Origin of the sequence: Promicromonospora iranensis, assembly GCF_028994775.1 — a bacterium.
Classification (GTDB): Bacteria; Actinomycetota; Actinomycetes; order Actinomycetales; family Cellulomonadaceae; genus Promicromonospora; species Promicromonospora iranensis_A.
In genome coordinates this window covers 36,737-62,775 of sequence record NZ_JAJQMN010000005.1, presented here as the reverse complement: position 1 = coordinate 62,775, position 26,039 = coordinate 36,737, and the positions used below count along the sequence as shown (strand labels likewise).

30 protein-coding genes are annotated in these 26,039 nt (G+C 67.8%); 9 read left to right on the top strand and 21 right to left on the bottom strand.

The features are described from left to right. The 4 genes from LUU90_RS10210 to LUU90_RS10195 form a co-directional block, all read right to left on the bottom strand. Window positions 1–624: an NADPH-dependent F420 reductase gene (locus LUU90_RS10210; protein ID WP_275003313.1), complete on the bottom strand. Its 624-nt coding sequence runs from the start codon at window positions 622–624 to the stop codon at window positions 1–3. 67 nt (window positions 625–691) lie between these two features. Further along, window positions 692–1,594, bottom strand: coding sequence for a TIGR03619 family F420-dependent LLM class oxidoreductase (locus LUU90_RS10205; protein WP_275003312.1), 903 nt, complete (start codon window positions 1,592–1,594; stop codon window positions 692–694). Window positions 1,595–1,714: 120 nt separating this feature from the next. After that, complete coding sequence (locus LUU90_RS10200) at window positions 1,715–2,338, bottom strand: NADPH-dependent F420 reductase (RefSeq protein WP_275003311.1); 624 nt, start codon at window positions 2,336–2,338, stop codon at window positions 1,715–1,717. Window positions 2,339–2,410: 72 nt separating this feature from the next. Further along, the gene (locus LUU90_RS10195; protein WP_275003310.1) at window positions 2,411–3,184 is read right to left on the bottom strand and encodes an SDR family NAD(P)-dependent oxidoreductase; all 774 of its coding nucleotides are present in this window, start codon (window positions 3,182–3,184) and stop codon (window positions 2,411–2,413) included. Between the two features lie 180 nt (window positions 3,185–3,364). Between LUU90_RS10195 and LUU90_RS10190 the strand changes: the two genes are divergently transcribed. Further along, complete coding sequence (locus LUU90_RS10190) at window positions 3,365–4,276, top strand: LysR family transcriptional regulator (protein ID WP_275003309.1); 912 nt, start codon at window positions 3,365–3,367, stop codon at window positions 4,274–4,276. 368 nt (window positions 4,277–4,644) lie between these two features. On the opposite strand, the gene LUU90_RS10185 is transcribed toward LUU90_RS10190, so the two are convergent. Next, a complete protein-coding gene (locus LUU90_RS10185) occupies window positions 4,645–5,127 on the bottom strand; it encodes a DUF1003 domain-containing protein (RefSeq protein ID WP_275003308.1) in 483 nt (160 codons plus the stop codon). A gap of 108 nt (window positions 5,128–5,235) precedes the next feature. Here LUU90_RS10185 and LUU90_RS10180 point away from each other — a divergent pair, with 108 nt between their 5' ends. From LUU90_RS10180 to LUU90_RS10170, 3 genes are all read left to right on the top strand, one after another. Then, window positions 5,236–5,643 carry a hypothetical protein gene (locus tag LUU90_RS10180; protein WP_275003307.1) on the top strand — a complete coding sequence of 136 codons (408 nt, stop codon included), beginning with the start codon at window positions 5,236–5,238 and terminating at the stop codon, window positions 5,641–5,643. Between the two features lie 200 nt (window positions 5,644–5,843). Beyond that, the gene (locus tag LUU90_RS26490; RefSeq protein ID WP_425596220.1) at window positions 5,844–6,218 is read left to right on the top strand and encodes a WYL domain-containing protein; all 375 of its coding nucleotides are present in this window, start codon (window positions 5,844–5,846) and stop codon (window positions 6,216–6,218) included. Beyond that, the gene (locus tag LUU90_RS10170) at window positions 6,107–6,703 is read left to right on the top strand and encodes a hypothetical protein (RefSeq protein WP_275003305.1); all 597 of its coding nucleotides are present in this window, start codon (window positions 6,107–6,109) and stop codon (window positions 6,701–6,703) included. The genes LUU90_RS26490 and LUU90_RS10170 overlap by 112 nt, the downstream gene beginning before the upstream one ends. A gap of 213 nt (window positions 6,704–6,916) precedes the next feature. On the opposite strand, the gene LUU90_RS10165 is transcribed toward LUU90_RS10170, so the two are convergent. Further along, entirely contained in the window at window positions 6,917–7,669 is a 753-nt protein-coding gene (locus LUU90_RS10165) for an SDR family NAD(P)-dependent oxidoreductase (RefSeq protein WP_275003304.1), read from the bottom strand. Between the two features lie 139 nt (window positions 7,670–7,808). On the opposite strand from LUU90_RS10165, the gene LUU90_RS10160 reads away from it, so the two are divergent. Beyond that, window positions 7,809–8,729 carry an AraC family transcriptional regulator gene (locus LUU90_RS10160; RefSeq protein WP_275003303.1) on the top strand — a complete coding sequence of 307 codons (921 nt, stop codon included), beginning with the start codon at window positions 7,809–7,811 and terminating at the stop codon, window positions 8,727–8,729. A gap of 89 nt (window positions 8,730–8,818) precedes the next feature. Here the strand turns inward: LUU90_RS10160 and LUU90_RS10155 are convergent, their stop codons facing one another. From LUU90_RS10155 to LUU90_RS10135, 5 genes are all read right to left on the bottom strand, one after another. Next, on the bottom strand, window positions 8,819–9,400 hold the full coding sequence (locus tag LUU90_RS10155) for a TetR/AcrR family transcriptional regulator (RefSeq protein WP_275003302.1): 582 nt from the start codon (window positions 9,398–9,400) through the stop codon (window positions 8,819–8,821). A 147-nt stretch (window positions 9,401–9,547) separates the two neighbouring features. Next, window positions 9,548–10,489 carry a CPBP family intramembrane glutamic endopeptidase gene (locus tag LUU90_RS10150; RefSeq protein ID WP_275003301.1) on the bottom strand — a complete coding sequence of 314 codons (942 nt, stop codon included), beginning with the start codon at window positions 10,487–10,489 and terminating at the stop codon, window positions 9,548–9,550. Window positions 10,490–11,011: 522 nt separating this feature from the next. Then, window positions 11,012–11,653, bottom strand: coding sequence for a hypothetical protein (locus LUU90_RS10145; RefSeq protein ID WP_275003300.1), 642 nt, complete (start codon window positions 11,651–11,653; stop codon window positions 11,012–11,014). Between the two features lie 358 nt (window positions 11,654–12,011). Beyond that, entirely contained in the window at window positions 12,012–12,920 is a 909-nt protein-coding gene (locus LUU90_RS10140) for a LysR substrate-binding domain-containing protein (protein WP_275003299.1), read from the bottom strand. Between the two features lie 236 nt (window positions 12,921–13,156). After that, a complete protein-coding gene (locus tag LUU90_RS10135; RefSeq protein WP_275003298.1) occupies window positions 13,157–13,327 on the bottom strand; it encodes a hypothetical protein in 171 nt (56 codons plus the stop codon). A 160-nt stretch (window positions 13,328–13,487) separates the two neighbouring features. Between LUU90_RS10135 and LUU90_RS10130 the strand changes: the two genes are divergently transcribed. Next, on the top strand, window positions 13,488–14,063 hold the full coding sequence (locus LUU90_RS10130; RefSeq protein WP_275003297.1) for a small multidrug efflux protein: 576 nt from the start codon (window positions 13,488–13,490) through the stop codon (window positions 14,061–14,063). Window positions 14,064–14,329: 266 nt separating this feature from the next. Here LUU90_RS10130 and LUU90_RS10125 read toward each other — a convergent pair whose 3' ends face one another. Continuing rightward, window positions 14,330–14,629, bottom strand: a complete 300-nt coding sequence (locus tag LUU90_RS10125; protein WP_275003296.1) for a hypothetical protein — start codon at window positions 14,627–14,629, stop codon at window positions 14,330–14,332. A gap of 134 nt (window positions 14,630–14,763) precedes the next feature. On the opposite strand from LUU90_RS10125, the gene LUU90_RS10120 reads away from it, so the two are divergent. Continuing rightward, the gene (locus LUU90_RS10120; RefSeq protein ID WP_275003295.1) at window positions 14,764–15,087 is read left to right on the top strand and encodes a DUF1330 domain-containing protein; all 324 of its coding nucleotides are present in this window, start codon (window positions 14,764–14,766) and stop codon (window positions 15,085–15,087) included. A gap of 118 nt (window positions 15,088–15,205) precedes the next feature. Next, window positions 15,206–16,201: a zinc-dependent alcohol dehydrogenase family protein gene (locus LUU90_RS10115; protein ID WP_275003294.1), complete on the top strand. Its 996-nt coding sequence runs from the start codon at window positions 15,206–15,208 to the stop codon at window positions 16,199–16,201. Window positions 16,202–16,238: 37 nt separating this feature from the next. Here LUU90_RS10115 and LUU90_RS10110 read toward each other — a convergent pair whose 3' ends face one another. The 9 genes from LUU90_RS10110 to LUU90_RS10070 form a co-directional block, all read right to left on the bottom strand. Then, a complete protein-coding gene (locus LUU90_RS10110) occupies window positions 16,239–17,186 on the bottom strand; it encodes a GlxA family transcriptional regulator (protein WP_275003293.1) in 948 nt (315 codons plus the stop codon). 162 nt (window positions 17,187–17,348) lie between these two features. Further along, the gene (locus LUU90_RS10105) at window positions 17,349–18,557 is read right to left on the bottom strand and encodes a low temperature requirement protein A (RefSeq protein ID WP_275003292.1); all 1,209 of its coding nucleotides are present in this window, start codon (window positions 18,555–18,557) and stop codon (window positions 17,349–17,351) included. A gap of 3 nt (window positions 18,558–18,560) precedes the next feature. Further along, the gene (locus LUU90_RS10100) at window positions 18,561–18,893 is read right to left on the bottom strand and encodes a GNAT family N-acetyltransferase (RefSeq protein ID WP_275003291.1); all 333 of its coding nucleotides are present in this window, start codon (window positions 18,891–18,893) and stop codon (window positions 18,561–18,563) included. Beyond that, on the bottom strand, window positions 18,890–19,525 hold the full coding sequence (locus LUU90_RS10095) for a nuclear transport factor 2 family protein (RefSeq protein WP_275003290.1): 636 nt from the start codon (window positions 19,523–19,525) through the stop codon (window positions 18,890–18,892). Before LUU90_RS10095 ends, LUU90_RS10100 begins: the two co-directional genes overlap by 4 nt. A gap of 103 nt (window positions 19,526–19,628) precedes the next feature. Beyond that, on the bottom strand, window positions 19,629–20,588 hold the full coding sequence (locus LUU90_RS10090) for a CPBP family intramembrane glutamic endopeptidase (protein WP_275003289.1): 960 nt from the start codon (window positions 20,586–20,588) through the stop codon (window positions 19,629–19,631). Further along, entirely contained in the window at window positions 20,585–21,412 is an 828-nt protein-coding gene (locus tag LUU90_RS10085) for a CPBP family intramembrane glutamic endopeptidase (RefSeq protein ID WP_275003288.1), read from the bottom strand. Before LUU90_RS10085 ends, LUU90_RS10090 begins: the two co-directional genes overlap by 4 nt. A gap of 709 nt (window positions 21,413–22,121) precedes the next feature. Further along, on the bottom strand, window positions 22,122–22,850 hold the full coding sequence (locus LUU90_RS10080) for a CPBP family intramembrane glutamic endopeptidase (RefSeq protein ID WP_275003287.1): 729 nt from the start codon (window positions 22,848–22,850) through the stop codon (window positions 22,122–22,124). Window positions 22,851–22,898: 48 nt separating this feature from the next. Then, complete coding sequence (locus LUU90_RS10075; protein ID WP_275003286.1) at window positions 22,899–23,840, bottom strand: CPBP family intramembrane glutamic endopeptidase; 942 nt, start codon at window positions 23,838–23,840, stop codon at window positions 22,899–22,901. Further along, the gene (locus LUU90_RS10070) at window positions 23,837–24,394 is read right to left on the bottom strand and encodes a small multidrug efflux protein (protein WP_275003285.1); all 558 of its coding nucleotides are present in this window, start codon (window positions 24,392–24,394) and stop codon (window positions 23,837–23,839) included. Before LUU90_RS10070 ends, LUU90_RS10075 begins: the two co-directional genes overlap by 4 nt. 813 nt (window positions 24,395–25,207) lie before the next feature. On the opposite strand from LUU90_RS10070, the gene LUU90_RS10065 reads away from it, so the two are divergent. Then, window positions 25,208–25,948, top strand: coding sequence for a DUF899 family protein (locus LUU90_RS10065; RefSeq protein WP_275003284.1), 741 nt, complete (start codon window positions 25,208–25,210; stop codon window positions 25,946–25,948). Window positions 25,949–26,039: the final 91 nt, after the last annotated feature.

Genomic DNA, 26,039 nt, shown 5'->3' with positions numbered 1-26,039 from the left:
TCAGCGGGGGAAGTCGACGCTGAGGGCGACGTCGAAGGTCCCCGCGCCGTTGCGGGCCAGGCCCATCAGCAGCGGCCCGACCCCTTCCAGCCAGCGAGCCATCTCCAGGCCGCCGACATCGAGGGGACGCAGCCCGAGGCTCTCGATGAACACCGACACGGCGGCCTTGGCTCCCGCGTCGTCTCCGGCAAAGAACACGTCCAACGGACGCTCCTGGACCAGGACGTGACCGAAGACGGTGTTGAACGCCTTCACGACGTACGCGCTCGCCGGGGCCGCCTTGGCGATCTCCTGCGCACCGGAGGTGCCTTCAGGAGTGAGCAGCCCGGTGGCGTCCGCGTTGAAGGTGTTGGAGATGTCGACGATGACCTTGCCGGCCAGCGCCTCCCCGTACTGGGCGACGACCGGCACAGCGCTGGTGTACGGCACCGCCAGGACGACGATGTCGCCCGAAGGGACGGTGCCGAAGGTCCCTGCCGTGACACCGGCGCCGAGCTCGGCGGCCAGGCCCTTCGCCTTGGCGGGGTCGCGGCCGATGAGCTCGACGGAGTGGCCGGCCGATACCGCGCGTGAGGCGATCGCGTGGGCCATGCCCCCGATGCCGATGAAACTGATGCTGCTCATGGTGAGTGCTCTCTTCCTTGGGTGGTCATGCCGTTGTTGGTCGTTTCTTGGGCGATCGTCTCTTCGGTCACAACCGGCCGGTACGTTCGATCACCTGGCCGCCGAAGTCGAGCAGCTGGTCAAGGCTGGTGAACATCGCGAAGGCGTCGAAGTACGCCTCGTCAATACCGGCGTCGGCGTACCGCTTGAGCTGGTCCGCGACCAGGTCGACGGACGTGCCAGGATCGAGGTTGATCCGCATGGCCTTCTTCAGTGCGTCAGGATCGCGGCCGGCGTCCTCCGCCGATCGACGCGCGATCGACCACAGCCGGTCGGCGCCCTCGTCCTGGGTGCTGGCCGCCGCGGCGGGCGCCGGACCTTCGACTCCGAGCCAGCCGACCCCGCTGCGGCCGACTCGGCGCATCGCGGCCTCGCTGGCACCGCCGATCCAGATGGGCGGCCCGCCCTCCTGGACCGGGCGGAGGCCGACATGGACCGGTGTCATGGTGAAGAACTCGCTGTCCCAGGACACGGGACTGGTCGTCCACCACTCGTGCAGGAACGACAGCGTGTCGTCGAGCATCTTGCCGCGCCGCTGCCAGTCGGCGTTGCGGGCCACGTCGTACTCCTGCTTCATCCACCCCAGCCCCACACCCACGCCGAGACGGCCGTTGCTGAGCACGTCGAGCGTGGTCAGCTGCCGGGCCAGGTGCGGCAGCTCGTAGTAGAACGTGCTGAGCGTGCTGGTGTTCAGGCGCACCCTGCTGGTCGCCGCCGCGGCGACGGTCAGCAGCAGTGCAGGATCGAAGGAGCGGGCCATCTGCGGGCCTCGGCCCAGGTAGTCGTCGCCCACATCAACTGGCGTGACCAGGCGATCGCCGACCCAGAGGGCGTCGTAACCGAGGTCCTCGAGTCCGCGGACGAAGGCGCTCAGGGCGGGAGCGTCGCTGACGGAGGGCCCGACAACGGGAATCGTGAAACCGAGCTGCATGGTGATAGGCCTCCTCGGGCGAAATCTGGCCGTTATTGATTTCCGACATGAGAATCGGTGGTCCAGCAACCAGCCGGAGCCGACGGCGCCTAGCTCGGCGACCGTTCGGCCCCGGGTGGGTCAGCCGCTGAAGTCGTTGACGCTGAGTGCGAAGTTCCCGTGGCCGATCCCGTTGCCGGCGAGGCCGACTGTGAGCACGCCCGCACCTTCGAGCCAGTGCGCCATCTTCAGGCCGCCGACATCCAGCGGGCGCAGCCCGAGGCTCTTGATGAAGGCCGCCACGTCCGCCTTGGCCTGCGGGTCGTCGCCGGCGAAGAAGACGTCGGGCCGGCCAGTCTCGAAGACGCCACGGAAGATGGTGTTGAACGCCTTGAAGACCTTGGCGTCGGCCGGGGCGATCTTGGCGATCTCCTGCGCGATCGAGGTCTGCTCGCTGTGGGCCAACCCGTCGAAAGCAGCGTTGAACGGGTTGCTGATGTCGACGATGGTCTTGCCCGCGAGGGCGTCTCCGTACTCGGCGACGGTCGAGACGACGCCGGCGTACAGCATGGCCGTGATGACGATGTCTCCGGCCGGGACGGCGCCCCACTTACCTGCCGTGGTGCCGCCGCCCAGCGTCTTGGCCAGGTCGTCGGCCTTGGACTGGTTGCGCGCCATGATCTCGACGGTGTTGCCGCCGGCCACCGCGAGCGTGCCGATCGTGCGGGCCATGTTCCCCGCACCGATGAAGGTGATGCTGCTCATGAGCTTGTACCTCTTCTTGTGTTCTCGAGGCGCCTGTGGTCCAGGCGCTGTTCTGACTCGTTCGGGTGTCGATCAGATGGCGGTCGTGCCGCCGTCGGCGACCAGTTCCAGGCCGTTGACGTAGCTGGAGTCGTCGGAGGCGAGGAACAGGGCGACGGTCGCGATCTCTTCGGGGCGGCCCATCGTTCCGCGGGGGATGAGGGACTCGAATGCGGCCCTCGTTGCCTCGTCGAACAGCTCTTCCTGCTTGGCCGTGCCGACCTGGCCGGGAGTCAGGACGTTGACCCGGATCCTGCGGTCCCGCAGCTCGTTGAGCCAGACGCGTGCCCAGGCCTGCTGGACGGCCTTGCTCCCCGCGTAGAGGCTCCAGCCGGGAAAGGCGCCGAGAGAGGCGTTCGATCCGGTCATGAGGATCGACCCGTTGTCATTGATCAGCGGAAGCGCCTTCTGCACGGTGAACAAGGTGCCGCGCACATTGAGCGAGAAGGAGCGCTCGAACTGCTCCTCCGTGATCTCGCCGAGGACGCCGGGCTCGCCGAACCCGGCGCTGGCCCACAGCACGTCGATCGAGCCCTTTTCCCGCTTGACGGTGTCATACAAGCGCTCCAGGTCGTCCAGATCGGACGCGTCACCCTGGACCGCGGTCACGTTGCGGCCGATCAGCTTGACGGCGTCATCCAGCGCCTCTTGCCGCCGGGCCTGGATGAAGACATATGCTCCTTCCTCGACGAACAGCTTGGCCCCGGCCAGCGCCAGGCCAGTCGATCCACCGGTGATCACCGCGACCTTGCCATCGAGCTTTCCCACGGCCACTCCTTTGAATTGACGGGTTTCCGAAAAAGGCATGGAAGGACCCAATTAATGACGCGCTCATGCTGGATTGGGTCCCAGCTATCAGATGCCGATCCCGAATTCTTGTACCGAGTTCTCCCGGCCTCATGAACAATGCCACCGGCCTGAGTGGGTGTCCAAGACCTGTTTCAGCAGTGGTGATACCTTGGGGGCATTGCCGGACCGGGAGGCCCCATGGATCTGGACCTGCGCAAGCTGCGCTACTTCGTCGCCGTCGCCGACCGGCTGCACTTCGGCCGCGCCGCCGACGATCTGCACATCGCCCAGCCAGCGCTCAGCCGCCAGATCCGCGCGCTGGAACAGGATCTCGGCGCCTCCCTGTTCACCAGGGACAGCCACGGCGTCACGCTGACCGACGCTGGCCGACAGCTCCTGGACGACGCCGGACCGCTGCTCGCCTCCGCCCACGCAGTCAGGCGCCGGGTCTCCGCGACCGCCCGCGGCGGCCAACGGCTGGTGGTCGGCTTTCGCGCCGGCATCCCGGTCATCCCGGCGACGCGGGTGTTCGAGGCCCAGCATCCCGACGCAGTCGTGGACGTGCAGCGCATGGAATGGGACGACCAGGCCCCGATGCTGCTCGACGGCCGCGTCGACGTCGCCTATGTGCGGCTACCTATCGACGAGACGGGCCTGCGCCTGACTCCCCTCTACACCGAGCCGCTCATGGTGGCGCTGCCCACCGGTCACCCGTTGGCCGGCAAGGAGGAAGTCACCGAGGCCGACCTGGCCGGCGAGCGGCTCGTCTGGCATGCCGACGCAAGCACGCAGCCCACCAGGCGACCGCACCCCGACTCAGGCCTCCGGGTACGCGGGGTGGAGGAGAAGCTCGAGCACGTCGCGGCCGGCCGTGGCATCTCGTTCGTGGGGCGTTCGGAGACGGTGTTCTATTCACGTCCGGACATCAGCTATGTGCCCGTCTCGGACCTGGCGCCCGACCAGGTATTCATCGCGATGGCGGCATCACGCACCTCGCCGCTGGCCGACGACTTCTTCGCCGCGGCTCAGGAGACGGCTGAGATCACGGCGGAATGCGGGAACTATGAGATGTGGCAGATTGTCAACGACACCGTTGCAAAGCGCGGTTGAGTAGTTCGACTGACGACAGCCGGACCCGACCCCCAGTACCCGCATGCCGTGTTCGATCCTGGCCTCATGCAACCCTGGCCCAATGCAACATTGCGGCTTGTCAGCCACAGCGCGCTGATCGACGACGTGATGCGCAGGTTTTGAAGGTCAAGCTCGCTCACCGTACTCGCGCCGCGGGCGTCAGCCGGCTACCCGCTGGAGCACGTGGAGCGCGCCGTGCGGGAACCATGAGGGAATCAGGGCGGCGTTACCGCCCCCGCCAATGGGGACCCAGTTCGACCGCGGCGGGTCGTGATGATGTTGGCGTCGCGAGGTTGCTGGTTGCGACGACCATGGTGCCTCGCCGTACGAGGAACGGCAGGGCGATGCTAATCACCGTCGTCTCGGGGCAAGCCGGTGTTCGGAACTCGATGGTTGCCGTCCTCGATCTCCGTGCGCCGTTCGAGCAGATCGCGGATCACGTGGATGTCGGCCTCTGTGTGGAGCGCCACGAGGAATGCTTCTTGGTCGCGGGCACGATCACGCGACTCGTTCCTGTGCTGTGTGATCAAGATCAGCGGTGTCTGTATGGTGACAAGCATCCCGAGTGCGAACCAGAGATATGTGAGCAGGTTTCCCATCGCGGGCACCTGCACGCTCCACAGCACCGACGCTCCGAGAGCGCCCAGCACCAGGACGAGCAGGACGAGCAGGAAGTGCCAGGTGCCGAATGCACGGGCGAGTTTGGAAGCCACGGCCTCGCCGCGCGTCATCGCCGGTTCCTCGTACATGCTCAGTTCATGACCACACCTCGGACAAACCACCGCGCTACCAGCGCTCGCATCACGCTCGTCCGATTCAGTATCGTGCACGTCCGCTCCTTTGCCCGGCCCGTCACCCAGCGGGATCGTCCCGAGAAGCGCAGGCGTCCGAGGTGCTCCAGCGACCGCCACATCCAGCTTGAGCGACCTGTCGCTGATGTGGTCTCCGACGACGACCTCACCTACAAGCTGCCGGGTGCGAATGCCACGCTCGGCCAGCTGCTCATCGACCTGGGAGACATCCAGGGCGTGTACACCCACTCGTTCGAGACGCTCGAGCTCGACTGGGCGCACCGGCAGCTACCACCGCCGTCACCCGTGACAGTCGCCAACCTCCGTGTGTGGTTCGATATGCAGGATGCCGCGATGAAGGCCGCCCTGGATGCGTTCACGGTCGACGAGCTGCAGGTCGATCGGATCAACCGAGGCGAGGGTTTCATCGCCTCGCCCTTCGTCCAGCACAAGATCTACCGTGAGGCCGTCTACATCTTCTACGGCAGGCTCAGCGTCTATCTGCGCGCCCTGGAGCGCGACGCCGGGCCGAGCTGGATGGCCTGGGTGGGATGAACCAGCTCCATCGTCTGCGGCTCCCGGCTCAGCGCACCATCTACCGCGACGTCGAAGCGCTGTCTGCCGCTGGTGTCGCGGTGTACGCCCAGCGGGGCAGAGCCGACGGCATCCGGCGATGAGACCGACCTGAAATCCTTGTACGCCGCGGTGCTCAGTGATCGCCGGCCGCGCGTCCGTTATCGCCACAGCGGTCAGGCATCGCTCCGCTTCTACACGGTGACCCGTACGGGCTGGTCGCCAAGGCCGGTACCTGGTACCTGGTCGCCGATCACAGCGGAAAGCCCCGGCTCTTCCGGACCGACCGGTTGTCGGCGGTCAGCATCGCGGAGGCCGAGGCCCGCCGCCGCCCCGGTGTTGAGCTGGCCCACGTCCGGCAGGATCTGCGCCGCGAGGCATGGAGAGCGGCCAACGCCAACGGCCAGACCAGGACCATGGATCCGGTCAACTTCACGGTGCAGACATGTCGCAGCAGCGTCCGGGCATCGCCCACCCCCACGACCTCGAACCGATGCGTGCCGGCCAGGCCCCGAGGCGCCGTGAGGACATACTCAGCCTCCGCGGCGGGCGCGTGAACCTCCGTGTCACGGTCCAGCTCGACGAAGGCTCTGGCGAGGTGCGAGGCGGCCTCAACGACACCTGGACCGCAGCGAACCACGTCTCATGCTGGGGCATGCGAGTCCACGCCCTCGACGGGATCTCCCACATGCAGGAGATCAACTGCGACACGGTCGACTCCATCGACGAACTGGCCGTCCTGACAGAACCGTTCCATGACGAGAAAGACGTTCTCGAAACGGTCGCCGACCTGCGCCCCGGCATCGACCCCGACGACGCACAACGCACCGTCCAAGAAGAGCTGCGGTTGCTCCACGAGGACGACGTCGAAGCCATTCGCGATGGCGATGCCCTCGTGCTCGCAGTATCGACCCCTGGAAACTGTGTCATCGCCGTGCGCGAACCGGGCCACGAGCCCTTCGTGTTCAAGGGCTACCAAAGCGGGCAGGTACGATCCGGCTGCACCATCGAGCTCTACACCGACACGCTTGCGGACAACTGAGCCGTCTGTCGGCACCCACATGCCCCAACAAGCTGGCTGTACGGGCCCTTAAGGGCCACGGCTGCCGGCGGGAACAGCCGACCACTGGCTGAAAGGCCCCGGCGAGACCCGTCTGGCAGATGCCCTTCGCCCGGCGCGCACCAACGGCGCGCCCCGCTGAAGCGGGGGGCCGGAGCGGCTGCGCTCCTCCGCGACCGGCCCCCTGCCCCTCGCTCAGACCTGGTTGGTGCCGCCGTCCACGTAGAGATTGTTGCCGACGACGTAGCTGCTCTGTTCCGAGGCGAGGAACGCTATGACCGCGGCGGCCTCCTCGGGCTGCCCCATCCGGCCCTTGGGCACGGTCGAGGCGACCTGCTCCTTGATCGCCTGGGCGGTCTCCTCGTCGCCGAAAGCGGCAGTACCTCCGGGCGTCTCGATCCATGCCGGCGAGACGACGTTGAACCGGATGCCGCGCCCCTTGAGCTCGTTGGACCAGGTCCGCGCGAACGATCGGACCGCGGCCTTCGACGCCGAGTAGGCACCGAACGCCTCCATGCCCCGGTCGGCCGCCGTGGAGCCCGTCAGGACCACCGAAGCTCCGTCGTTGAGCAGGGGGAGCGCCTTTTGCACCGTGAACAGCGTGCCCCGCACGTTGATCCCGAAGGTCTGGTCGAAGTGCTCTTCGGTGGTCTGCTCCAACGTCACGAACGAGCCGACCGCCGCGTTCGCCACGAGCACGTCCAGCCCGCTCCCCCGTGTCCGGACCGCCGTGTAGAGCCGGTCCAGGTCACCCAGCTTCGCGATGTCGCCGACCACGCCTGTCGACCGGTCGGACCCGATGGTCGTGACGGCGGCGTCCAGCTCGGCCGCGCGCCGTCCCGTGACGAACACGTACGCGCCCTCGTCCGCCAGCCGCATGGCGGTCGCCAGGCCGATGCCGCTGCTGCCGCCGGTCACGACCGCTGTCTTGCCCTCAAGCTGTCCCATGTGGATCTCTCCCGTACCTTCCGTCGTGGATCGTCAGGCTCCGATCCTGCGGGACCGCCGAGGTACTATCCATAACGGGTAGTCCAGGTTTCCTTATCGATAGTCCAGGAGTTGAGCGTTGCTCGGTTTCAACGATCCAGTGGCTGACGCGATCGGCCTGCTCCGGCCCCGCACGGTGATCGAGCCCAGCCTCCGGGCCGTGGGCGAGTGGGCACTGCGCTTCGACACGTTCCTGCACGTGCGGATCGGCGGCCTCGTGCGCGGCACGTGCTGGTTGACCCTGGACGGGCACGAGCCAATGCTCCTGCACGAGGGCGACACCTTCATGCTGGGCAACCCGCCTCCCTACGCGCTGGCCAGCACGCTCGACGCGATCCCGCGACCCGCGAAGCCGGTGTGGGCGGAGGCCAGGAATGGGCTCGTGCGGATCGGCCCGGACTCGACGGAGGATCTCTATCTCTGCGTCGGGCACATCGCGTTCGACGACAGCAACGCGTCCCTCCTGACAGATCTCCTGCCGCCGCTCGTAATCGTCCGTGCGGCCGACCCACGTGGCAACGCGCTGGGGCAGCTGATCACGTTGCTGGCCACCGAGGTCGAGGCCACCGCCGCAGGCGGCCCTCTGGTGCAGAACCACCTCGCGCAGGTCCTGCTCGTGCACATGCTGCGTGCGCACGCCGGCCAGACGGACTGGCCCTGCGGCTGGCTCGGCGCCCTGAACGACGACGGCATCGGCGCCGCCCTGCGCGCCGTGCACTCGGACATGGCCCACTCCTGGAGCCTCCAGGAGCTCGCCGAGATCAGCCACATGTCGCGTTCCGCATTCGCCCAGGCCTTTAAGACCCACGTCGGCGTCCCGCCCCTGGAGTACCTGATCCAGTGGCGCATGAACCTTGCCCGCGACGCCCTCGCCCGCGACACCCTGTCGATCTCCGAGCTCGCACGAGCCACGGGCTACCAGTCCGAGAGCGCATTCAGCACCGCATTCCGTAGAGTGGTCGGCTCGTCACCCGCGAAGTTCCGGGCCCAGGCACGCCGCTCGGTCGCGCACGGAGACTGAAGGAGTCGTCCCGCTCGCAGCGAGCTCGCCAACCTGGCCGCATCACCGTGAAGCGGCACGACGCTGCGCAGAGAAGGTCGCCGGAAGGGTCAGAGCGGCGCGCTGAAGTTGCCGTTCGTGGCGAGGGCGAGCAGGAGGCGACGAGCGGTCGCGATACTTGCTTCGTCCTCGTCCCCTTGCAGAGCCGCAGCTGCGACACCCTCAGCGGCCCGGCGAACGATCTGGATCAGCTCGGCACTGAGCCCGTCCATGGCGAACTGCTCGCCCCACCATGCGTTGTGCTCCTCGATGACCGCGGCAACCGCGGGAATTGCACGCAGGCCGTTCCAGCTCGACACTGACGTGAAGTCGCGCGCGGCCACGGCCTCCGCACTTCCCGCGAAGAGCGCGCGGACGTAAGCACGGAGCATCTTTCCGGGGTAGTTCTCCGACAGGTCGAGACTGGCGTATACCGCCGCTCGGAACTGTTCGAACATGTCCTCGACGACGGCGATCACCAATTGATCACGACTGCCGAAGTGGTGGATAAGACCGCTCTTGGAAACTCCGGCGACCGAGGCGACCTCGGCCAGAGTGACAGCCGTGCCCTTTTCGAGAATCAGCCGGGTTGCAGCGTCCAGGACCGCGCGGCGTGTTCGTTCCGTATTGCGCGTCTGCCGACCCTCCGCCACGGAACCCACCTATCTCTCATCGACCGAACTGACCATCTGGTCGATACTACAGCGCGGTCGCGCTATCCCTTTCTTTGCTCCGCACCAACGGCACCTCAGGTCAGGACGCGGCCGGTGCATGGCGCAACGGGGCCCACCGGGTGGCACTCACGAACCCTCGGCGAACCTCGGGTCGGCAGAGGGTGTCTTCGCGGGGCCGGTACGCCGGGTGCGGAGCCACACCGCCACCGTGATAACGAGGAAAGCAAGAGCACTGGGGACGAGCAGAGCGGGTGTGACGGCACCAGCCGAACGATCGAATCGATCGGCAAGGTCCGCATGCAGAATGAACCAGAATACGAACGTCATGACGTTGTAGACAGCATGAATGACGATAGCGATCTCAATCCCGCCTGTACGCCACGTGATGAGAGCGGTGGAGACGGAGAACAAGACATAGAACACGTTCCACCAGGGGTCCGCCGCTGTATGGATCACAGCGAACACCGCCCCGGATACAACGGTTCCCAGGACGAGCGACGCTCGCCGCCCGTGCACCCAGCCCCCCGCGATGCGGAAGACGAGTCCGCGCAGGCCGTACTCCTCCCCTGCCGCCTGCAAGGGCACCAACAGCACGACCACGACAAAGAACCCGATGATGTCGCCGTGCGACCACACGGCAGTCGCTCGCGGTTCCAGGTACTCCGTGATGGCGAGGGCGATCAAGAAGAGCGGCAAGATGGCCAGCAGTGCGCGCCCGAACACATCGAAACGAAATCGGGAAACAACCGAGTGCAGCGATGGGCTCGGCACACCGTAGAGCCAGCGCTGAATGAGCATGCTCCACGGGATGAGCAGCGCGGTGGCAACCAGGCCCGACGCAAGGGTCAGGGGGGGAGTGAGCGCCTGCGGTTCGGTGCGGATGGATCCGTCGATCCAGACGGCCAGGAGGTAGAACACCTGGATCGCGCCGAACATGCCTCCGACGAGAAGGACGATGGCGAGCAGGCCGCGACCGATTCGCCGCTTCTCCCCCGCGAGCATCCGGTGATACTCCACACCTTGCGGAACGAGTTCTGAGGCCCGGCTTCTTGTCGTCGCTGATGCCATTGGTTCGCCTTCCGTCTCTGACCCGGCAGAGCTGCATGGTTGGAGCGCGTTGGTGGTGTCGCACACTGCACCCCACGGTCCGAACAGTATGGCACAACCGACCTCTTGGTCGGTAGAAGCGAACGGGCCCACGGTTCCGCCTGCCCGGGCGCGCATCGTGCCATCTCGACCCGCGGCGCCCTGGCCGCCGCCGACCCGCGCGAACGCGCCGGGACCGTGGCGGCGGCACGTGAGCACGCCGCCGAGCTGCTCGCACGGTACGGAGCGACGACGAGTCGGTCCGCCGCATGCTCGATGAGCGGAGCCACGTGGAGGCCATCACGGCCGAGGTGGCCCCCGCCCCGGCGCCTGCCGCCCCGGCGGGCAAGGCAGAGGCTACGGATGTGGTGCTGGCCGTGCTTGCCCTCGTGATCTGGCCGTCGGCCCCGGTCGCCCTCGTGTGGGCGATCGTGCGGCTGCGCTCCGGAGTGGGTAACCGCGCCCTGCCCGCTAGGTGCACATCACGCGCGGCAGGCGCATCTCCTATCGGGTCAGCACGCCCCGCACGGCGTCGACCACGGTGTGGAATACCGGGTCGGGCGCCGCCTCGCCGGTGTGGCGGACGGCGCCGCTCCACGCCGTCAGCAGGTCCTCTCCGGCTGAGGTCCTGCGCTTCAGCTCATCGGCGAAGGCGCGTATCGCGCACCCCGTCCCGGTGTCGTCGCGTCCCGCCGCCGCGCCCGCCGCCTCGACGGCCCGCACGACCAGCGCCTGGTCCGCACCGGCGTTGTTGTCGCACGTCTCAGCGAATGCCTTCAGGCCGGCTTCCCACGACCTGCTCTCACCCTCGACGGCGTACGGGTACCAGGCCCGGGCAGCGGCGCGCAGCGCTCCGCCCGCCCCCGCCCCGATCTCGTCGGCGACCCGGGCCGCGTCGGCCGCGGCCCTCGCGCCGGATCGGAGCGAGACGAGTGTCGCGTCATCCGGTGCGTCGGCGCGCTCTCCCGCCGCTGCGATCGCCTCGTAAGCGGCTCGAACGCAGCCCGCCCCGAGCAGCGGCGGACCGGGCACCTCGGCGGCCCGCGCCATGTCGGCCCTGAGGGCATCGTGGCCGAGGGCATCCGGGTCGATCCCTTGCGAGAGCTCGTGAGCAAACGCTCGCGCAGTGCCTGGTTCGGAACCCATGTCGCCTCCTGATGTTGGTGTCGCGACCGTACGCGACCTGCGCCGCCACGCGGTGACAGCGCGTTGTCCACGGGATGAACGAAACCGGAGGGCCGACGGCGCGCGTGGCGCGTGGCGCGTCGTGCAGCCTGGGCACGCCGGCGAGGGGGAAACTCTCAGGAACCGGCGAACGGTCCTGTTCCGGTGAAGGCGTACCGGCGATCACCGATCAGCCGTCACCGCCGGCACGAGGGTACGCAGCCGCATCCCGTCGAGGTTGACGACGTAGATACCGACCGACCAGAGACCTGGGCGGGCGTGCTCGCGTTCGACCCTTCCTTGACTGATCGGCGCTTCCGCACCCGTGCTCTGCGTCCAGCTACAGGGTGGGGCCGCCAAGCCATCCGTTGCGTTCCGCACATCGTCGGGCGATGCCCAGGACGCTCGCGACCGCGGGCAAGCTGCCGCCCGCGGACCACAGCACCGAGAGCTCTGCGGCGATCGATGGATCAACGACCTCACGAACGGTGACACCGGTGCCGACCTTCGCTGCGTGCTCGGCGAACGACGCGGGCGCCAGCCCGACCTCGCGCCCGCTGGAGAGCCGGGCGAGCATGGGGTTCACCGGCGGGTTCTCGAACGCGCAGACGTCGGGTTCGAAGCCCGCTTCGTGGCACGCCGCGACGATGCCGTCGTAGTACGCCGGTGCGAGCCGGCGCGGGAAGAGCAGCAGTGTCTCGTCGCGCAGCTCCGCCAGCGGGATCTTCGGCGCCAGGGCGAGGTGGTGACGCGTGCTCAGGAGCGCGGAGACGGACTCCCTGCGCAGGATCTGGCTACGCACCCCGTCGAGCGGCTGCGGCGAGAGGGCGAGACCGATGTCGAGGTCGCCGGTGCGAAGCCGATCGGGGATCTCCGCGCTGAAGGCCTCCCGAGCGTCGATCGTAAGGTCGGGGTGCTCCTCCTGGAGCGCATCCATGAGCACGGTGAGAGTGCCGAAGTTGGCGACCGGGGTATATCCCAGGCGGATCGTCGGTGCGATTCCCGAGGCGGTCAGCCGGGTGAGCTGCACTGCCTGCTCCAGCGCAGCCAGCACTTTTGGCGCCTCCTGAGCCAGCGTCCGGCCCGCGGCGGTGAGCTGCACCCGGCGGCTCGAACGCTCGAACAGGGGCGCGCCGAGCCCTTCCTCGAGCTTGCGGATCTGATGGCTCAAGGACGGCTGAGAGATGTAGAGGCGCACGGCCGCACGGCCGAAGTGGAGTTCTTCGGCCACGGCGAGGAAGTAGCGCAAGAGGCGGGGGCTGATATCGATAGACGAATCCTATCGTCCGGCGTCGAGACAAGTCTTGGACGCCCGCGGGACAGCAGCCATAGCGTCGTGCCATGTCACGAGGAAGCTCGGAGCACTCGTCGCGGTACCCGAGCTACATCGCGACGCCCCCTGACGAACCGCATTCGAGCGCCACGCTCAGCGAGGGCTTCTTCGAGCTCGCCGCCCGGCATGAGCCACGTCCCCGCACCGTGGCCTTAGTCTCGGCCGACGCGGAGCTCACCCGAGTTCGCGCCGATCGTCGAGACCGTCGCGAGCGATGACCCGGACGTGCTGCTCCTGCTGTGCTCCTCTCCTGCCGACTCGATCGGCCTGGTCGAGGCGCTGGACAGCAGCGACTGGGCGCCAAGGATGGTCGGCGGCGCCATGATCGCCCCTCCGGCACCGGCCGGGGAGGCGGACCTGGCCGGTCCAGCGCCGGCGCAGCACAGATGAACGACGTCGTCAGACCCCGTCCTGGGACCACCACGGGGAGAAGAGTCGAGACGCCTCGACCCCAGAGAGCCGGCACCAGCAAAGGACCCCACCATGCTCCCCATCGATGACATCGTCAGCAGCTTCCAGGACCTCGTGGGACATGTCCCTGAGATCGTCCGACCAGTCATCGTGCTGCTCGCCGGCGCGATCCCGTTCGTCGAGGGCGAAGTGGCATCGCTGATCGGCGTCGTGGGCGGACTCAACCCCGTCGTGGCGGGCATCGCCGCGGCCGCCGGAAACTTTCTCTGCGTACTCCTCGTGGTGCTGCTCACCTCGAGCGCTCGCGCCGCCGTCGTGAACCACCGCACGAGCCGTGTCGCGGCGGACGTGGGGACCACCGGCGTCTCGGGTTCCGCGGCGGACGCCGCTACCTGGGCGAGCACGGCCGCAAAGCCCGAGTCGAAGGGCCATCAGCGCTTCAAGAGGTGGCTCGTGCGTTACGGAGTTCCCGGCGCGAGCATCCTCGGCCCTCTCGCCATCCCCACCCAGGTCACGTCAGCGATGCTCGTCGCCGGCGGGACCCCGCGAGCGTGGGTGCTGCTCTGGCAGGCGGTAGCGATCGTCCTCTGGACGACCGTCGCCACGGTGTCGGCCTGGCTCGCGCTCCAGCTCGTCGTTCTCGTTTGAACCCGCGACGCCGCCTGGTGCGAGCCCCGTACCGGGCCGTACCGTCGCCGACACGGCCGTCGACTGCGGTTTCCGGCTCACCCACCTCGGTGCCACGCGCTACCTGGTCGTCGGGTGGTCCGCCGGTGGGCCGCATGCGCTGGCCGGCGCGGCGGTGGCACCCGAGAGCGGGTCGCCATGGCCTACCTGACGGGCGCTGTCATGACCGCTCTCCATCCTGAAGGTCCGGTCGGTCGCATGGACCGGCAGAGGCCAAGCGGCGTTACTCATGCCTTGTCGGTTCGGCGTGGTGGGTTGCGCCGCGGCGTGATGATCACGTCCGGCACCGGCGGTGCGGGAAGCCGGCGCCCGTCGTAGCCCTCGACGCTTCCGAAGCGGTCGGAGGCGGCTTCCCGGTCCTGGCGGGCTCGCAGGATCTCCTCGTGGTCGCGGACGACGAAGTTCCACAGCCTGTCACTATCCTCGCGGTTAATGGCATTGCTGCCACTAGATCGTGTGGATCGGGCGCATGGCACTGAGGGGGCGCCGGCCGTCCCGGTGCGTTGCGCACCCAGCACAAGGAACACCGACAGGACTGATCCGATAAGGGCTGCTGTACTCGCCCGTTTCGGAGGAGCCGATGCTTCCGAGCTGCGCGACGTCTCCGTACCGCATGGACGACCGGTACTTCCAATGGATCAGGCAGCGGAGGGCCGAAAGCATGACTGCATACATCTTGTTCCAGCGAGACGCCACCAACAATCAGCAGGCCCTCGACCGCTACTCAGAACGCGCTGACAGCACGTTCGCCGGCCATGACGTGCAGGTCCTCGTCGACTACGGCACACACGAGGTGCTCGAAGGGCCACCGATCGAAGGTGTCGTCGTGCTGCGGTTCCCGGACGCGTCAGCCGCGAAGGACTGGTATCTCAGCGAGCAGTACCAGGAAGCGGTACAGGACCGCTTCCAGGGCGCGACCTATCGGGCCGTGCTCGTCGACGGCGCGGACGCGGGTGTGCGAACTGCCTGGTCCACCCTCCACTGATGTCAGGAGACCGGGCCATCCCCTCAGCGCTCGTGCACGCCACGCCGAGAGGGAAGCGCCCGTCCCGATATCTCGCGCACCCAGAACCACGATGAGGACCACCGATATGACTGTTTCGATGAAGGCCATTGTGCTCGCCCGTTTCGGAGGGACCGATGCTTTCGAGCTGCGCGACGTCTCCGTACCGGAGGTCGGACCTCGCCAGGTGCGGGTGCGCGTCCACGCGACCGCCGTCAACCCGCTCGACTTTCAGATCCGGCGCGGAGACTACGCGGATCATGTACCGCTCCCTGCGATCATCGGACACGATATCTCCGGCGTGATCGAGGAAGTCGGATCCCACGTGACCGAGTTCCGCGCCGGCGACGAGGTCTACTACACGCCCAAGATCTTCGGCGGCCCCGGCTCCTACGCCGAGCAGCACGTCGCCGACGTCGACCTCGTCGGCCGGAAGCCGGAGAACCTCAGCCACCTGGAGGCGGCAAGCCTGACTCTCGTCGGCGGGACGGTATGGGAGGCCCTGGTGACGCGCGCTCAGCTCACCGTGGGGGAGACGATCCTCGTCCATGGAGGCACGGGCGGTGTCGGCACGATCGCGATCCAGGTCGCGAAGGCGATCGGCGCACGAGTGATCACCACCGCGAAGGCCGGCGGCCATGAGTTCGTGCGCTCCCTCGGTGCGGATGCGACGATCGACTACACCTCGACGGACTACGTCGATGCCGTGGCCGAGCTGACGCGAGGCACGGGGGTCGACGTCGTCCTCGACACCATCGGTGGCGACACACTCACACGGAGCCCGCTGGCGCTCGCCGACTCAGGACGCGTCGTGAGCATCGTCGACCTCGCGCAGCCGCAGAACCTCATCGAGGCGTGGGGCAGGAACGCCGCCTATCACTTCGTCTTCACGCGACAGAACCGAGGAAAGCTGGACGCGCTCACCGCGCTGGTCGAGCGCGGTCTCGTGAAGCCGGTCATCGGCGCGACGCTTCCGCTGGCCCGGATGGGCGAGGCCCACGAGCTCCTGGAGAACAGGCGGTCGTACGCACTGCACGGCAAGGTCGCGATCGACGTGGCGGGCGAAACGGTCGCGCTTCCCCCTCGCGTCCCGTAGCGGAACGCTCCAGGCACTCGGGCGAGGATCGCAGCGGTCAGCCCCGCCCGGAGAAAGTGGCGCGGTACTCAGAGGGGGACACATCCAGGAGCCGGCGGAAGTGCAGTCGGAGGTTCGATCCGGTTCCCAGCCCGACCTGCTCCGCGACGCGGTCGACGGACAGCCGCGTGCTCTCCAGTAGCTCGCGGGCGGTATCGATCCGGGCGCGGAGGATCCACTGCAGCGGGGTGCTGCCGGTCTCCTCGGCGAAGCGGCGCAGGAACGTGCGGCGTGACATCCGCGCGTGTTCGGCGAGTCCAGCGACCGTGAGCTGCTGGTCGAGCCGCGCCATGGCCCATTCGCGCGTCGCCGCGAGGGTCTCGCCCTGGACCGCCGGACTGGTCTTCGGCAGGTACTGGGCCTGACCCCCGGTCCGGTAGGGCGCGGTGACGAGCGCTCGCGCGATCTCGGTCGCCGGGCTCACTCCGAGGTCACGCCGGACGATGTGCAGGCACAGGTCGAGACCGGCGGCGGCCCCCGCCGAGGTCAGGATCGATCCTTCGTCGACGAAGAGCACGTTCGGCTCGACAGTGACCTGCGGGTGCTGCTGCGCGAGCTGCTCCGCCGCATCCCAGTGCGTCGTCGCTCGCAGGCCGTCGAGCAGGCCGGCATCTGCGAGGGCGAACGCGCCGTAGCAGATCGACGCGATGCGCACCCCGCGGGATGCGGCACTCCGCAGTGCTTCGTGTACCTCCACCGGTATCGGCCGACCTGCCGGGACGTACCCCGGGACGATGATCGTGTCCGCGTCAGCCAGTGCCTCCAGGCCCCGCGGGACCGTGAAACCGAAGTTCCCGTGGGTCGTCACCGTTCCGGCGGTGACGCCGCAGGCCGACACCTCGTAGGGGAACCCCAACTCCGGATGGAACACCTCCGCCGGGATCCCGACGTCCAGCGGGCGCGCCCCGTCGAGCACGAGGACCACCACTTGATGTGCTCGCTGCATCACCCGACCCCGATCTGGTCAGCACAAACCAACCGTGTCACCATCCTCGCACCTCCGCGATTGGTGCCATTCGTGCGCATCCACACTGGTCGGACGGCAGAGCCAAGGGCCGGCCGGTCGCTCCGCGCGGCAGCCGCCAGCGTTGCGATCGCCGTCCGATAGTCAGCCGCGGCTGCGTGGCTGTCGTGGTGGCAGTGGAGCGCTGGGTGAGCTCGCGGGCGGGTGCAGCACCAGGATGACGACGACGAGCACGAGGATCATGGCGGTCAGGGTGACGGGAACACCGGGGATCAGCGGGTCGCACAGGACCAGGCCCGCAGCGAGCGGGACGACGGTGTTGACGAGCGGGCCGGCATGGTCCCGGATCGCTACCCACCAGACACCCGCGAGGAAGATCGCGATCGGGATGGTCACGGTGAAGGAAGCGGCCAGGTCGCTGAGCTCGCTGTGCCCGGTCAGGGCGTCGATCTGGACCTCGATGCCTGCGGAGAGCGCGCCTGCGGCGGCGAACACGAGGTAGTGGACGTAGCCGTAGCGCAGCGTCCCGCCGAAGCCGGTGATGGACCGGTGGTGGGGCGGCCAGAAGTAGATCCACCACAGAGCGGCGGTCACGACGAACGCGAGTGCTGCGATCGAGATCAGCGGTCCCAGGGCATCGGTGTCGTGAACGGCCTCGATGATCGCGTTGGAGGAGGCGAGCAGGCTCTCACCGAGCAGGATGAGCGTGAACAGGCCGTAGCGCTCGGTGATGTGGTGGGGATGCCAGGGCGTGGTCCCGCGTCTCTGGGCGACGACCGGGATCGCGACCTCGACGGCGATGAGCAGGACCAGCGTGATCATGCCCGGCACCTCGGGCAGCATGAGCTGCAGGAGCCACAGGACCTGGACCGCCGCGATACCGACGGCGTAGACCTGGGCGGTGCGTCGGACAGACGCGTGAGAGCGCGCAGCGCGCAGCCACTGGGCGACCATGGCCAGCCGCATGACCACGTAGCCGAGGATCGGCAGGGTGTACTCGGCGTCGGTGAAGGCAGGCTCGATCCCCGTGGCGAACACCAGTACGCCGGCCATCTGGACGATGGTCAGCACCCGGTAGAGCCAGTCGTCGGTGTCGAAGGACGTGGCGAACCAGGTGAAGTTCATCCAGGCCCACCAGATCCCGAAGAAGACCAGAGCGTAGGTGAGGAGGCCGTCGAGCACGTGCCCCTCGGTCAGGGCGTGGTGGAGCTGGACGGAGGCGATGCTGACCGCGACGACGAAGACGAGGTCGAAGAACAGCTCGAGCATGCTGGCCGACCGGCCCGGTTCGTGAGCGTCGCGGGGTGCCATCGGGATGAGGCGGGACCTGCTCGCCGGTGTGTTCTTGTGCATGGTTCAGCGCAGGGCGCGCAGGTGCTCCCGGCCGAGGGGGTCGGTCGCGTCGTCGAAGTCGTCGTGCGTGGAGAGCCACTTCTTGACGTAGGGGCAGACGGCGACGATGCGGTGTCCCGCCTGCACGCTGGTGCTCAGCGCGGCGCGAGTGAGGGTGCCGGCCAGACCTCGGCCCTTGAACTCGTCGAAGACCACCGTGTGGTAGAAGATGCGCTGTGTCTCGCCGAAGTCCTTGTACGCGGAGAGCCCGGCGTGGGTGCCTTCGACGAAGATGTCGAAGCGGCTCTCGTCGGGGTTGTCGCGGACGGTCACTTCTTGCTGGTTCTGATCGTTCATCGCTGTGCTCCTCTTGTTGCGGGCGGGGATGTACTGATTTCACGCCATGGGCGGCCACCGGCCGTCGACCCGGCCGGGACGAGGTCCTGCACGACGTCCCAGTGCTGCACGATGCGACCACTCTCCAGGCGGAAGATGTCGACGATCACTACCGGACCAGGCGCCCAGCCACGGACGATGCTGTGGGTAAACACGAGATCACCCTGTGCCGCGGTGCGCTGCAGGTCCCAGGAGAATCCCCGCAGGCCCGGCGCGGCGGAGTACAGCGCCTCCAGACCATCGGGCATCTGAGGCCTGCGCTGCGCATACGGCTCTGCCACATGACCGTCCGCCGCGGTGAGGACCTTCTCGGCGAAGAGCTCCCGCATCGCGGTGAGCACGATCTCGGTATTGCGCTCGGCCTTGTCGCTTCCGAGGGCGCTGTCGGCGACGGGGATGTCCGCCAGCTCCGTGATTGTTCCGACGAAGTTGTACAGGGTGCCGTCGACGGAGAGGTTGGCGTACACCTGGGCATTCGCGTAGTCCTCCACATGGGACACGGTCGTGCCGCACGCCTCCGTCCACGAGTTCAGGTAGACGTCGGCGCGGATCTCCTTCAGATCGAGCGCGACGGTCTCGGCGTGGCCTGCCAACCATCGGCACGGTCATGTCGATCTTTCCTCTCGTTTCCGGCGGCTCCGGTACTGAGTCGATTGCTCACGTCAGAGCCCACGGGCCCACGGAGCTCGAGTGCTCTCAGCGGTTCCCGGGCGTCGGCGCCGTCGAGTTCGAACGTTTGGCGCGCTCCACGAGCCAGACCATGACAACAGCCAGAACGTTCATCACCATGAGGATGACGAGGGAGGCGCCCGGCCCGGAGCCGGCGCCACGGTCGATCACCGACGCGCCACCTCCTGCGAAGAGGGCGTTCAAGATACCGACGAGAACGTTGTTGGAGACATGGAAGGCCATCGCAGCTTCCAGACCGCCGCTGATCAGGCCCATGATCGCTGTGCACGCCGAGAAGACGAACAGATAGCTGACGAGCCACGGGTCCAGGGACACGTGGACCGCTGCGAAGAGCGCTCCGGAGACGAGGATGCCGAACACGATGGCGAGTCGGGTGCTACGGAACCAGGAACTGGCGGCGGGAATGACCGCCCCGCGGAAGGCGATCTCCTCACCTGCCGACTGCAACGGGGTGGCGAGAAGGGTGGCGACAAGGACGGCGACGGTGGTCGCCCCGACCTCGAAGGCTCCCCACCCGTTCGACCCTGGCGCGATCAACACCGTCGCAAGGACGCCCAGGCCGACCACGCCCGCCGACCCCAGGAGATAGATACCCAAGCGGCGCCAGTCGAAGGTGCGCTTGTGCCGGAACACCGCCCGCCACGGCACCTTCGCCATCTTCGCGACCAGCACCGTCGAGAGGAACGCAGTGATGGCGGTGCTGAGGCCCGTAGCAACGATCGTGAGCGGTGAGAGCGTGGGCTTGTTCGGGTCTGCCGGGCCTTCGATCAGGACGACCGGTTGGAACACGATGATCTGGACCAGAAACAGCATCGCCGGGATTGCGATCAGGACGACCAGGGACTTCCAGCGCGCCATCCGAAAGTGGACGCCGAACGGGCGTTCTGCCAGCGTCCCAGGCAGCGCGACCCCTGCGTCACCGGCGTCAAGAGGAGTGGCCCAGCCCTGCCCTGCGGGCCCGGTCACTGTTCGGCTCCCGACCGGACAGTCGCGGTCTGCGCAGGAGCCCCTGCCGCCTCCGGCGTCAGAACTGTCCCTCTGCGTCGCGTACGGATCGCCACGACGACGACGGCGCCGATGACGAGCGGAACAGGGATGAGGACGCTCAGGTCGATCGCGGCGGCGGTGCGGTCGGTAGCCACGGTCGGGTCCACCTGGAACGCGGCGTCGAGGACGAACTGCGTGGCGTTGTAGACCGCATGGAGCACGACGGCGATCTCGAGCCCGCCGGTACGCCAGGTGATCCACGCGGTGCCGACGGCGAAGACGATGTACCAGAGGTTCAGCAGCCCGCTCGTCGAGACGTGGACCAGTGCGAAGAGCACGCTCGAGATGATGATGGCGAGCACGAGTCCGAGGCGAGCGCTGCGCGTCCAGCTGCCGACGACGCGGAGGATGAGACCGCGGAAGCCGTATTCCTCGCCGGCGGCCTGGAACGGTGTCACGGCGAGTGCCGTGGCGGCGAGAAGCAGGGTGTCGTGCCACGACCAGGTCGTCTGTGGCAAAGGCGTCCAGTAATACACGATCTGGAAGACGACGATCACCGGCAGGAGGACCACGACGGCACGGCCGAAGACGTCGAAGCGGAAGTGCGACAGCACCGACGACAGCGACCCGCCGCGCACGCCGTAGAGCCAGCGCTGGATCAGCATGCTCCACGGGATCAGAAGAGCCACTGAGAACGCACCCGCGACGTTGACGAGCGGGGTGTACCCCGCCCTGGCCTCGGTGCCGATCGCCGAATCGATGAGGGTCGCGATGATGACGAACCCAAAGATGAAGATCTGCATTCCTCCGAGGAGGAGGGTAATTGCGAGGATGCCTCGCCCGATACGGCGTTTGTCGCTCACCAGCCCACGGTGATACTCGACAGGTGTGATGGGGTGTTCCATCATGTTCTCTCTCTGTTCTTAATGGGTGGACGCGAGGTCGGTATGGCTCTTGTCGTCAGACGCGGACACTATCGAGGAGCCAGGTGCATTTGAGGTGGTGGGCGCGCTCCGAGTCCAGTTCCGCTCAGCGTCGCGCACTCGATCCATGCATTCCAGGGGAGGCACTGCCAATATTCGCGAGGAAAGTGACACGGCCGCCTCTCGTCGTTGTGGGCGATGGTTGCAATACCGAGACGTCGGGGGTGAGCAGGGCGTCGAGTCCGACCTTTGCGGTACGCGTCACGATGATTCCTTCTCTGTCATAGGTTGAAGGCCACGAGGAGGGCAGGCTCAGAGCTGGTCGGGGCTGATGCGCTCGGTGTGTTGGAGGCGAACCCGGCCCGTCGGCCACGCCGACCGCCACATGTTCCGGGCACGACGAACTGGCGTCGACGAAATGGGCCGGAGCCCTTCACGTGGCGTGGCACGACGCTATGGCGGGCGTCCGGCAGGCGTCCAAGACTTGTCCCGACGCCGGACGATAGAAACTGTCTATCGATCAGCAGACGCCCCGCATCGATGCCTCCCCGCCGTTGGGTTCCCTGACCGGGCATGCCGTCGAGTGAGCTCATGATGCGGCCGCCAGGATCGCCGGGACGATGATCGAGTAGGCGTTGTTGATGGCGTGCACGATGACACCGGGCCAGACCGACCCGGTCCTGCGCAGCAGCAGCACGGCCACGACGCCGACGACGAAGGCGACGGGCAGGATGTAGTTGACCCCGTGGGCGGCGGCGAAGACCGAGGAGCTGACCAGTACCGCGATCCACGGGCCGTACCGGTCCAGGGCCGTCGCAAGAACACCGCGGAACAGGAACTCTTCCCCGATGGGCGTCAGGACAGCCCCCACGGCGATGACGACGATCAGGGAGAGCGCCCCTCCAGATGCAGCGGCCTGATAGTCGGCCTGGAGGTTGCTGGGCGGCCCGGTCAGAGTGATCACGACGATGGTCACCAGGATGTTGAGCAGGATCACCCCGATCCCGGCCCCGATCGAGATCAGCACCCACCTCCCAGCCACGCGACGCAGTCCGAGCGCACGAGGATCCCGGACGCGAAACCACAGCACGGCGGCGAACGCGCCCAGCGGCGCCAGCCCCGACACGGCGTACTGGACGATGCCGGCCAGCTCTGAGCGGTCGTCCGGCACGGACCAGATGGCCGCCATCCCGATCCCGTACAGGACCAGCGCTACCAGGAACGCCAGCCCCACCTCCCGCCAGCCGACGCGGCGCCGTAGGTCGCGCCTCCCGATGGTCTCGTCGCCGGGGTTGGTTACCGCTGCGTGCTCGTTCATGTGGGTCCTCCTAGGACGACCGTTGTCAGTCGATCGGCGCATCCGGCGTCAGCCCAGTGGCCTATGGTCCGGCGCACGCGCGGGAGTGAGCGGCGGTCCGTCGTGGCGGGTGCGGTACCAGACCACCGAGGTGATGATCGCCAGCAGCACGACCGGGATCACGAAGACGATCGAGCCCACGCCGGACGAGCGGTCCGTCGAGGCACCGAGGTCCGCGTGCAGCACCAGAGCCAGCAGGAGCCCGAAGACGTTGTTGGCGGCGTGCAGCACGACGGCGGTCTCGAGACCACCGGTGCGCCAGGTGATGAGCGCGAACGCCACGCCCACCGCCAGGAACTGAACGTTCAGCCAGACGTCCGTGGACAGGTGGATCGTGGCGAACAGCACGGCCGAGACGACGACGCCCAGGACGAGCGCGGAGCGTGGTCCGCGTCCCCAGCTCGCGGCGACCCGGAAGATCAGTCCGCGGTAGCCGTACTCCTCCCCCGCGGTCTGCAGCGGCACGACGACGATCGTGACCGCGAACATGAACAGCAGATCGGCGACCGTCCAGCTTCCTGCTGGTGACGGTTCCAGGACGGCGAGAACCGTCATGTAGACCGCCCAGACCGGCGCGAGGAACAGGACCGCACGGCCAAGGACCGCAGGTCGGAACACCTGGAGCACGGAGTGCAGCGAGCTGCCCTTGACGCCGTACAGCCAGCGCTGGATGAGCATGCTCCACGGAATCAGCAGCGCCGTGGACGCGAACGTGGTGGCCATGGTGACCGGTGTGAACTCGGTCCCGCCCGTCACGACGCTGTCCCGCCCGAGCAGGAGGTCGATCTGACCCCCGAGCTGCGCGAAGGCGGCACCGAAACCCAGCAGGCCTGCGTGCAGCAGCACGATCGCGAGGATGCCACGGCCGATGCGGCGTCTCTCCCCCATCAGTACCAGGTGGTAGGGCACACCTTCGGGGACGGACCCGGCCGGAACCACCGATCGGCTCATCGGACGGCACCGAGGACGCCGCTGATGACGAGAGCGGTCAGTGTGGTCCAGGCGATGATGGCGATGGCCTGCCAGATCAGGATGCGGGCCTTGCCGACGCCGGAAGCGGCGAGCATGGTGGCCGTGAAGTGGGTGGGCAGCAGGAGCGGACCGAGCAGGCTCACGCCGGGGACGCCGTAGCGTTCGTAGGCGCGCTGGAACTTCGCCCGGCGCGCGGCGCTGCGGGTGTCGTCGGACCTTGCGCCCGGCGGTACTTCCAGCGTGGACCCGGCGCGTGCCGGGGCGCCGTCGCGGGTCAGGACCTTTTCGCGGTGCCGGGTCACGACGGCGTTGCGGGCGCCGGAGCCGAGCAGCACGAGCACGGTCACGACGAGGAAGTTGCCGGCCATCGCGGCGATGGCGGCGACGACCGGGTTGATGCCGCCGAGGATGCCGATCGCGACGCCGCCCTCGCCCTCGATGAAGGGGATGGCACCGGCGACCGCGACGATGAGCGGCTGGACGAGCTCGGGCACCTGCCCGAGGAGGTTCTGGAGGATTTCGACGAGGTCCATGCTGTGCTCCTGCGGTCGTGGCCGGCGGTGGGCGTCGGGGTGGTCCCCGGTGCTGACTCCAGTCCACCGCTCGCGAGCTCCGCCCAGAAGTGCCGGACTGTCACCGCCTTCCGGATGCTTCGCGCACCCCGCCCATGACATGTGTCATGCCCCTGACCTTGGCGGATGAACGCGCAGCGCACCCTCGACCAGCGCGACGTCGACGCTTGGCTCGATCAGGGCCCAGGGTAAGGAGACGCTCGACAGCTTGCGCCTGATCGTCGGCGTCCTTCGGGAGCGCCCGGGTGCGGACGGCGAGCAAGGCGCCGACGCTCACGATGCGGCGCCGCCCCGGCGGGCGTCATGGACGCGGCTGACCAGATCTCTGACGTGGTCAGCCGGAGCGAGGGAGCCAATGCTCGACGCGCCGTCGGCTGGAGCGGAGCAGAACGGCCCACGACGTGCAGGGCGCCGTCGACCGGGAGCCCGGCCACCAGCTCCTGCGGAGCCGATCGTGGACCGATTACTGCGCCGCACACCACGTCCCCCGTGGTGCGACTCTTGGCCTTCAGCCTTATCTGCACCCTGGTTGGACGCGTGCGACCGTTGCGCCCTGCACTCGCCCGTCACCGAGCCGGCTCGATACGGCGGATGTGAGTGTGTACGGCGAAGGGCGTAGGCGGGAATACGTCACCGGGCGGATCTGCGGCCGTGAGCGGGTGTGCGAGGTTCTGGAGACGCGCCCTGGGGCGACGGGAGACGATGGATGACGCAACACGCCGTAGGTACCCGTGGCCAGTGGAGCTCACTGGCCCACCTGTTCGGAGGCCGATCATGAACGACCAAACACCCGACCCGGCCCTCCCGCCCGTGGTCGACAGAAAGACCTGGCAGGAGGCGCGGGACGCGCTGTTCGCACGCGAGAAGGCGCACACCCGCGAAGGGGACGCGATCGCAGCGGCGCGACGGCGGCTGCCGATGGTGGAGGTCGACGCCGGCATCGAGGTGATCGGTCCTGACGGGCCGATCACGATCCTCGACGTCTTCGAGGGCCGCAAGCAGCTCATCGCGTACTTCCACGCCTGGTGGCCCGGCCGGCCCGCCGCGGAGCAGTGCGAGGGCTGCACGTTCTTCAACTGCCAGGTACGCGAGCTGTCCTACCTCCACTCCCGCGACATCACGTACGCCACCCTCTGTAAAGGCCCGTACGAGGAGAGCGTCCGCTACCGCGACTTCATGGGTCTGGACATGCCGTGGTACTCGGCCGAGAAGACTGCGGCACAGCTCCTGGAGGGTCGCGACTGGCAGGTTCACCACCTCGTCTGCTACGTCCGCGACGGTGATCGGGTGTTCGAGACCTACTACACCGGTGGTCGCGGTGTCGAGGTCATGACCCCCACCCACGGACTGCTGGACATGACCGTCTACGGACGCCAGGAGACCTGGGAGGACTCGCCCGAGGGCTGGCCTCAGCCCTGGAGCGAGGAACCCGGCCACCACCATTGGAGGACGAACGGACGACCCATCGCCCAGTGGTCCCGTATCGAAGCCGGCCGCTCCGACGCGCTCAGCTGAGGAGGCCGGCGGCCGATCCCGGGACTCAGCTCCTGCGCCCGTGCACACGTGGTGGACGACGCGACCTCGTCAGCGGCGGTCACCCGCGTGC